Source organism: Paenibacillus sp. OT2-17, assembly GCF_009827695.1.
In the GTDB taxonomy this organism is placed as follows: domain Bacteria; phylum Bacillota; class Bacilli; order Paenibacillales; family Paenibacillaceae; genus Paenibacillus; species Paenibacillus polymyxa_B.
On record NZ_WUDQ01000116.1, the window covers coordinates 1 to 9,332 of the forward strand.

General features: G+C 43.9%; 8 protein-coding genes. All 8 read right to left on the reverse strand.

The genetic code is table 11. The features are described from left to right. Positions 1-368 (reverse strand): ABC transporter ATP-binding protein (locus tag GRP75_RS14200; RefSeq protein ID WP_160789614.1); only part of this gene is annotated, 368 nt, incomplete at its 3' end. Then, positions 365-1,837: an efflux RND transporter periplasmic adaptor subunit gene (locus GRP75_RS14205; RefSeq protein WP_068941297.1), complete on the reverse strand. Its 1,473-nt coding sequence runs from the start codon at positions 1,835-1,837 to the stop codon at positions 365-367. The genes GRP75_RS14205 and GRP75_RS14200, both read right to left, overlap by 4 nt. Positions 1,838-1,872: 35 nt before the next feature. Next, complete coding sequence (locus tag GRP75_RS14210; RefSeq protein WP_068941295.1) at positions 1,873-2,982, reverse strand: TolC family protein; 1,110 nt, start codon at positions 2,980-2,982, stop codon at positions 1,873-1,875. Between the two features lie 181 nt (positions 2,983-3,163). Then, on the reverse strand, positions 3,164-3,418 hold the full coding sequence (locus tag GRP75_RS14215) for a hypothetical protein (RefSeq protein ID WP_237449047.1): 255 nt from the start codon (positions 3,416-3,418) through the stop codon (positions 3,164-3,166). A gap of 350 nt (positions 3,419-3,768) precedes the next feature. Next, positions 3,769-6,582, reverse strand: coding sequence for a M14 family metallopeptidase (locus tag GRP75_RS14220; protein WP_160789615.1), 2,814 nt, complete (start codon positions 6,580-6,582; stop codon positions 3,769-3,771). Between the two features lie 129 nt (positions 6,583-6,711). After that, on the reverse strand, positions 6,712-7,704 hold the full coding sequence (locus GRP75_RS14225) for an LCP family protein (protein ID WP_068941292.1): 993 nt from the start codon (positions 7,702-7,704) through the stop codon (positions 6,712-6,714). 47 nt (positions 7,705-7,751) lie between these two features. Further along, positions 7,752-8,450, reverse strand: a complete 699-nt coding sequence (locus GRP75_RS14230) for an SGNH/GDSL hydrolase family protein (protein ID WP_028541104.1) — start codon at positions 8,448-8,450, stop codon at positions 7,752-7,754. Positions 8,451-8,477: 27 nt separating this feature from the next. Further along, a partial coding sequence (locus GRP75_RS14235; protein WP_160789616.1) for an SGNH/GDSL hydrolase family protein occupies positions 8,478-9,332 on the reverse strand: 855 nt, incomplete at its 5' end.

A 9,332-nucleotide genomic window follows, 5' to 3' on the forward strand; every position in this document is an offset into this window, starting at 1 on the left:
GGTATACCTGCATACATCATAGGTAGCTCTACATTTGCTAATGCTGTAGTTCGGGGAAGTAGATAGAATTTCTGAAACACAAAACCCAGTTTCTGATTTCGAATCTCCAAAATCTCGTTCTCACGAGCAGCCAATATGGAGTACCCATCCAGGTAGTACTCTCCGGTATCGGGATGATCAAGACAACCAATGACATTCATCATGGTAGACTTGCCCGAACCAGAAGGTCCCATAATGGCAACAAATTCACCTTCGCTAATAGATAAATTAACACTGCGCAGAGCCTGAATCTTCTGACCGCCTACCTCATACATTTTTTTCAGTTCTTTAATTTCGATAACAACTTTATGGGATTGATTTTCTCTCATTGTGCCTGACCCCCATCAGGGTCTTGACCCTCTTGACTGCCATTGGAACCAGCACTACCACTCTGAGGTGGAATAACAATGGTCTCGCCTTCCTTGACACCGGACTTGATTTCGGCCTGATCCGCTGTATAGACACCCAGCTTCACTGGCCTGAATTCATAATCTGCAGGGTTAGCCGGGTTCTTCGCTACATATACTCCATCCACTCCACCTTCGGATCTCAATGCGAACAGTGGCACTGTAAGCGTATCTTTGTGCTCAGCCAACTGGAGCGATACATCTATATTCATCCCTGACTGTAGCTTTATTTTTTGGCTATCTAAAGATAATTCAATTTTGTATGTAGTCACATTGGATTCAGTAACCGGCTCTGGAGATACAAAGAGGACTTTGCCTTTAAATTGTTTGTCCGGGAATGAACTTGTGTGCATCGTAGCCTGAAGCCCAGTCCTCATTTTAGCAATGTCACTTTCGTTAACCTTGGCACTAACCTTCATAATGCCTGTATTAGAGTTGTTCATAACAATAAAAGGTGCTGTAGGACTGGTACCCACATCGCCGTTGACCTTCATGATTATTCCATCCCATGGCGCTGTAGCCTGTAATTTGTTCAGGACACTTTTCTTCTGTTCCAATTCCGTTTCCGCCTGTTGTAAAGAAGCCTGTGCGGATTGAATGTTGGAAGCATCAGGCGGGGACTGTGCAGCTCTTAATTGTATTAAAGCTGTTTTATAGCCCATTTCCGCCTCCTCAATCGCCTGAGCTTGGCGGTTCTTTGCCTTTTTATATTGAAGTTCAACATTATTCATATCCAATTTTGCCTTATCCAGGTTTTGCTTGGCCGTCGCCAGGTCACTTTCTGCAGCTGCATCATTCTGAACTAGATAAACCTGGTCATCATAATCCTTTTGTGCTTTATCCAAAGTCACCTTGGCCGCCTCTTTTTGTGCAGTGGCTTCCTCTAAATCCATCCCGTCCTTGGCTGTTTTAATCGCCATCTGTGCCTTTAAGACATTTGCCTTCTGGAGCTCAATATCACTGGACTTCGGTCCACGCTTGGTTTCCTCCAGCTTGGCTCGGGCTATCGCTACATTGGACTCAGCATTTTTAATTTGTAACCTGGAATCGGAATCATCCAAACGAGCCAGCACCTGACCAGCCTTGACACTATCTCCTGCTTTGACATTGACAGCAATGAGCTTGGCACCCTCTACATTTGTAAAATTAATATTCACTTCCTTAGATGCCTGAACGGTCCCAGTCACTTTAAGCGACTCGGTCATGTTTGTTTTCTGTACCTGTACGATCTGGTTCACAGGACTCTCCACGGGCTTTTCCTGCCCCTTTTTCATATAAACAAAACTTCCAATTCCCGCTATAATAACCAAGACAAGAATACCTATGATCCCTTTCAATCTTTTTTTCCTTCTTAACACTTGCAAAGCATCTTTCTTTTCTGTTTCCGACAATGTTATATCCCCTTAAAATGTATTTTTTCTAAAACCTATACGCTCCACGGCTTGTTTAAAGCATGTTGCAGCATTGTCATTTGAACAATTAGTTCATCCTTATTCCGTTCAATTTGCTTCACTTTTAACTGATTAGTGGCGACCTCTGTACCTGTAGCAAATCCTCGTTCCTTTTTTTTACGAGATATATCTAATACTTTATTAGTGTTCTGCAGATTACTTTGCATTTGTTCGTATTGTTCATAACTCTGCTGTAAGTTAAAGTACATACTCTTCAGTGTTTCTGCTAATTGGTCCTTGGTATTTTCCAATCCGCCTTCTGCTGAATCTACTTCAATCTGTTTAATTTCATAATCATCATTTCCTGAGTTCCACGTGTAATATTTAACTTCCATCTTTGCCAGCTTGACAGCCTCCTCCTGCCTCCATACCGAAGGACTCGCCGAGATTGCACGCGTCACCAGCGTATCTAAATTCGTGTTATCCATCTTCCGGTAAACAGGTCGATCCACCAGTTCATACACCGTACCTTGAGGTTGCCCCATTTGCGTATTTAGTGAATCCATCGCTTTTCGAAGCGCAGCTTTTGCAATCTCTACATTCTTTTGTGCTTCTAGTCGATTCTGAGTAATGGTGCTTTGATCACCTGGAGAAATTTTCCCACGGTTGGCTTTCGCCTCAGCAGCTTTTTCCTCCAATAACGCAAGCGTAAGTGCATCCTCACTGCTCTTCACTTTGTTATCAGCCAGAAGTACATCGTAATAGTTTTTCATTGTAGCGTAGTCTGTCTGATCTTGGGCAAGTTCAATTTGCTTCTTAGATTCCAAATAAGAAACCGTCGATGAGGCATACCCCTTCCAAGCTGAGCTACTAGCCGCATCTTCCTCACCGTTGCCTGTACCTGCCGGAATAAAATCCAAATTCTTACCTGCATTTTTTAGGTTAATCCGGTTACGATCTATCGTTTGCTGGGCTTCCTTCAAGCTAAAGCTATTTGATCGCGCCCATTGCTGGGCTTGACTCAGTGTTAATTTCACACTTGTATTGGAAGACTGCTGCTGCGCCTCTTCTGCTTGAACAAAGGACGCTGATAAAGAACTGGCCGATAAGGCCAATAGCAATAAAATCAACATGTGTTTTTTCATAGAACCGCCTTCTTTCCAATTTTTATATCTTTATATAAATACGTTGTTATATGAATCTTATATTTCCCTCAATATTAAAAGTATAAGATGGAATGATACTAAATATTTTTAACGTTATAAGAGGCCAAATTGCGTATTCATCCGGCTGTGCAGGAGCAGCTCCGTGCACACTTACCAGCCATTATTCAAGGTGCAGACTCCAATTCGGAACTACATAAGCAGCCAGTGTTGTACGAATAACAAGCATAACGATACCGCTGCCTGTGAGTAAGAGAGCAGTTCGTATCCTGGTGAGAGCAAAGCGACCAATGGCCATACCAGTAACAAATGCAGGAGCCAAGGCGAGAGCAGACATCGAACCTCCCGCGATATCACTAAGAAGATAGGCGCTCGAGAAAATGCTTGATCCAAGAGCCATTAGCGGCGGGGCCGTCACGAGCAAAACTGCTGCTATTGTAACCATTGTGCGGGTCGAACGCTTTTGGAATAAACAGGATCCTTAATTCTTGTCTCCTCCACATATTCTCTAACGAATCTGCTCATCAGCTTTATACTGCTTAGCAACTTGCATTCCTCCCTGAAAATACTGAATTCACATTTTTATCAATCTGGTTATGCAGAGGATTGATGTCACGCTATAGTCCAATATATCCTGCAGATGTCGCTAAAGTTTGATCAAGTTGTAAACAAAATGTCACAGTAGGCGAAACCGTTTTATCGCAAAAAACAACCTTATTCGCAGTTGATCACTGGAATAAGGTTGTTTGCAATATTATTAAAAGTCACTCAGTATTTTTCGGCGACGGCATTAAAAATTGAATTGGCCAGTAGTCGGAATTGCTGCTGTGAATGAGCGCCATTGGTTAGATCATTGGAGAAAACAGTAAGATTCTTTTTGTTTTCCTTATAGGTGAAGGCCATGATCTTTCCTCTTGCAGCATCGTGACCTGGCCACCAGCCCGCTTTGAAGAAGTTTTCTTTATTACTAATGGTTGCAAGAACTTTTGCGGCTTTAGGTAGTTTCGTAATGTAAGAACCTGTAACGGTGTAGAAGTATTCTTCACTATCGTAAGGAGCTGTAATCACATGATCCTGTTTGATATTCGCCAGGAAGACCCCTTCGTATCTTTCCCATGTCGGTCCAGCAAACGCAAATTGGGGAATCCAGTTTTTCACATTAACCATCCCCATATTTCCATAAGCAATGTAAGGCTTCCCTTTCTCGACAAGTTTGTCGGAATCGAATGTATTCACCAGCACATCGGCATGCTGCTGATCATCGGTCACTTTAAAACCGAGATTTTTGAGCACATAAGCTGGTTCGCCGAGAGCGGCTACCGTAGAAGGTTTAAGAACTTTGCCAACAGGTCTGTTATTGCCGAATGCCGTTACATCAAGATCGTATTTCGAGGCCAGCGGATGCAGATCATCGTAGGCCACTGCAAAGTCACCCGCTTCATATCCTGTTCCGCTTTTGGATAGCATCGTAACCGCTTTGCCGGATTTAAGCAATTCATTAACCGTTTTGATGACATCGTTATTGGTGTTTCGGATTAAAACATAGGCAGAATGATTCGGCATTTGTGTTGCCGGAATCGATACGGAAGTCACCGGAGAAGTTTTGCCCGCAAACACTCCGGCTTCTCTAATCGCATCACATTCAAATCCTCGTAGGACTGGAAAGTCCTGTACAATCTCGCCAGCTACGGAAGCATAATCTGAGACGTCAATACCATCATATAAAACCATGTTTGCAATGCCGTGTGTGGCCTGATGCATATTTATGATAAATGAACCTGCAGGGTAGGTCTTGCCAGCAGCACTTACAGCTTTTGTCGAGCGTTCAACCTTTACTCCATTGCGGATAAAATATTCAATCATCCGGTAGGCTTCCAGCGGATTTTTTTGAAGACTTTTATCAGTCGGCAAAACGTAATATTCAGGGAAAAAATTCTTATTACCGTGACGCGGGCGGCCAATGACTTGATTTTTTGCATTGACTAGATACCGATCTACAGCATGATCATCCATATTATTAATTCCACGTTCATATATTTTCAGCTGGTTCAAAAATAACTTTTCTTTCTTTTCCATAACATAATCGGTTGCTGCAGCGACACTATAGTACAATGCTTTGGTCGACTCCTCATTCGATTCAGGTGTTTCCAGCGTATGTCCCATTGCACCATGGTGCATGGCGAAGACAGCTGTATAGGCTGGAGACGCATCGTCCCATCCCGAAGCAGTTCCTTTGGAAACATATTTAGGATTTTCGGCCGTTTTACGATGTTCTTCATAAGGAATATGGTAGTAATCATACTTCGTGTTTGCAATACCTGCTTCACCCATCACTTTTGCCTGTTCTACCATGTTATCCATAAGCAAATCGTATTCAATATTCGGATTGTGAGGCGGTGTGGTAGGCTCAATCAGAAAATTCTTATCAAACCCATGCAGATCTAGGAAAGAAATCGGCGACCATCTGGCGATTTGCTCTGTTATACTGCGTGTTTCAGGCTGAGTTTGATATGAATTATCCCGATTCAAGTCAAAATATTCAGCATTAGAACGTTCGGTATGAACCCTTCCATCCGGATTCTCCGTATACAGGAACAGGAAAAATACATGATCAAGCGCATCATCCAAATTCAGAGTTACCGTACTCGATTTTCCATTGGACGGGGTGGTCTTGTACGTAACATTTTTATCGAGGGCCATTGTCTTAAAATAATTGATAATCGCATCAAAGCCCGGCGCTTCATTTGGATGAATATTGTTGATCCAGATGGGCACTTGATAATCTCCGAATGCACCGGATTTAATATCGTTCTCCAGCTTTGCAGGATGATTCAGCATGTCAGGATGAGTTACATTCTGATATTTGTCAATCGTTGCTTTATCTTTGGCAAGCACAGTCATATAAATATCGCGGCCTTCCACGGATTTGCCGATCGACATCGTTTTAATGTATCTGTTGTTTTTTTGAGCTGCCTGTGCCGTAATCGCATCAATCTCCGGCTTCAGTTCGTCATACGTACGGAAGCTGTCGTACGGGACCAGTTTCATGGGAGCACGGGCAACAGTTTTTCCGTTGACTACTGCAGCCAGTTCATAGGTCCCCATCAGGGAAGCGTATAGCGGACGCTGCAGACTCGGTTCGGCAAGATTCTCCGTACCGTAAGTAAGACCGAAATTGATATTGGCAGTGACTTCTCCGTTTTCTGCTTTGACCTGAGTAACGGTGATAAAGGGAGCGCCATTATAATCGCCATTCTTGTACGATTTCCATTCCGATAATGGCTTTCCACCATATGTCCAGCGTATTTTCTTTATATTGGTCCCCTTCGGAAGTTTAAATCTAGCTTTAATTGTTCTTTTCTTCGTCATGGATGCTACATTGTTATCCAATTTCAGTGTCCGGGTATTTTCACCTTGCGTTGAAATTGTTTTTGTTGGTTGACTCTGTTTATCGTTCAATAACGTGCTTTTTGCACGCTGTGCAGCATCAGCCATAGCCATGTGCGGAGCAGTGATCTGCAGAAGCATGGCGGCGGATATGGTTAACGCCAAGCAGAACTTTACTATCGGTTTTGTACCCATTCTTTTTCCCCCTATTTATAACCGAAAGACCATGTTGTACTCTTCTTTATTCACAAAGAGCATTTAACAGACTATTGTCCGGCAAATGATGATTTTATATATTGTCCAATCCTATTCAAAATCTGTTTTCTACTTTTGTTCGGAAAGATTGTCTGTAATCGAGTTAGAAGCGTCGGAGTTTATGATACTTTGCACAAATTGCTTCAAATCCGTTCGACTTTTTACGTCCAGAACAGCCGCTCTGCCAACATAGGTTTCTTTTAACAGCTTCATTGGCGGTATTTGTTCATTTCCCTGTAATGTACTTTGATACCCTACCGAAGCCAAATTCCACATATCAGAGACTGACAAATTGGTATCGATATACGGACTGATTTCCTCTAGAATGGAAGGAAACTTCATAATGGAAGTCGTTGTTTTTACCTTCTCGGCTAATGCCGTAATCAATTGCCGCTGTCTTTTTGTTCTGGAATAATCGGACATGGCATCATGACGAAAACGGACATATTGAAGCGCCGTTTTGCCGTCGAAATGCTGCTGTCCCTGCTTTAAATTAATATCATACTCATGCTGATCGGCTTTGCTCTCATAGTACATATCCTTTTCGACATAAAAATCGAGTCCGCCTACAGCATCCACGAGTTTAATAAACCCCTGGAAATCCGTATATACATAAAAATGAACAGGCACCCCCAGCAATTCGCTGACTGCTTTCATCGCCGTATCTGGCCCATGCGTAACAGCGGTATTAATTCGATTTTTGCCGTACCCGGGAATATCCGTATAAGTGTCTCGAAGAATCGAAAATACATGAATATGCTTATTGGCAGGATTCAATGAAACGACCAACATGCTGTCGGATCTGGGTACCTCGCCCTTGTCACTTCCACGGGCATCCACACCCATCAGCAGAATGTTGACAGGCTCGGTTCCCTCCCACTCCGGAGCTTCCAGAGCTTCGGCATTATCGGTGCTTACTTTAATGAACGAGGAGTTTGCCGGTGTTTTGTTAAGTCCTTCTAATCCTTTGTAAATGGACAAGAAATAGTAAAAGACAAAGATTACAGCAGCGACCACAAGTAACAATGTTACAGTCAATATCCTCTTTTTCCTCTGTGTCATGTCATTCTTCCTTTCTGGATGATGAACGCCCCTGCCCCTTTCTGTATTTAAGATTTTTGCAAGGCTGCTACGAGAAGTGAAGTGTAGTATCGGCTACCATCTGGTTTTAAATGGACGCCATCTCTATAAAAATATTCATCTTTGCCTACACTAGCCGAATACCAGTCCACCACGCTGACGTTACTGTATTCACCAGCGACCTGTGCAATCGTGTCATTCGCCGTGTCTTGCCAGCCTTTCGGCACCCGGGTGGTAACCAAGATTACCTGTCTGGCTCCAGAAAGGGATTGCAGTACGTCGCGCAGTTGGTCTTTGCTAAACGGACCGTTGGTGCCGAGTTCGATAATGACCTGGTCTCCCAGTTTGCCTTGGGCGGACAATTCATTAATGACTTTTATAGCTTGAGACATCTGCCGGCCAACCTTGCCGTCAACCGTCATATTCGGAAGCTGCTCTTTTAAATAAGGCTCAATTCCGACCGTAACCGAATCTCCAATCATCGTGACGCCCTCGCCGTTTAAGGAAGCGGATGGTTGAGCTTGTTCTCCGCTGGTGCTGGAAGCCGCACGCTTTTGTGCAGCGGGCTGCATCGCATCAAGATTGTATAGAGAAGAATCCTTGCTGCGTGATTCGTTATCATCCGAATTTTGCTTTGCGTGCATATGGAGGCCGATGGCTCCTAAAGCGATAAGGATAACCATAAAACCCCCTAATGTTTTTACCATCCATCCATTTTTTTTGTTCATACCTAGTTCATCCTTCCCTTTAACATGCTAGTAGGTTTTATCTTGTTTGATAGCATCAATCAAAAACGAGGCATAATACTGAGCGCCTTCTGGTTTCAGATGAACACCATCGTCATAAAACAGATCGTTGCGGTTTTCGCTGGCCGAATACCAGTCGATAAGCCGGACATTTTGAAATTCACCAGCAATTTCACGTAGATTGTCATTTACGGTATTCTGCCACCCTCTCGGTACTCTGGTCGTTATCAGATAAATGTGCCGGGAATCCTGCAGTGAAGCCAGCAAGGACTTCAGTTGACTCTGGTTAAAAACGCCGTTGGTGCCGAGTTCAATAATAATTTTATGGCCAAGTTTGCCCTGTGCCCGCAGGCCATCAAGCACATCCTCGGCCTGTGACATTTGCCGTCCCACCTTGCCATCTATGATGATACCGGGAAGCTGTTTTTCCAGAAACGGGGCGGCATCCAGAATGACAGAATCTCCAATCGCCGTGATCCCCTCTCCTTCTGCGGAATGGCCTGTATTTTCAGCGGAATGATTTTCAGCGGAACAGCCGGATTGCAGCGTTTCTGTCTGGACGGATTCCCGGCTTACAGTTGCTGGCGCATCGGGTACAGGATCTGGTGAATCCGTCTTCCATGATGTCAGGACCAGAATGATGGCGATAACAATTACGACAAGACCTAGTTGGCTGCCAGCGCCTGATCTGCGGAGTGATTTTAGGCTGGTCCCAAAGGTCCCGCGGCGGATGGGCTCTTCGATGTATCTGTAGGAAAGACCCGCCATTATGAAACTGACCATTACCTGCAGAGCAATGCGCATATAGCTGGCATCTTCGGTACTTACCGCGGGACTTGATAAAATAATGACCGGATAATGCCA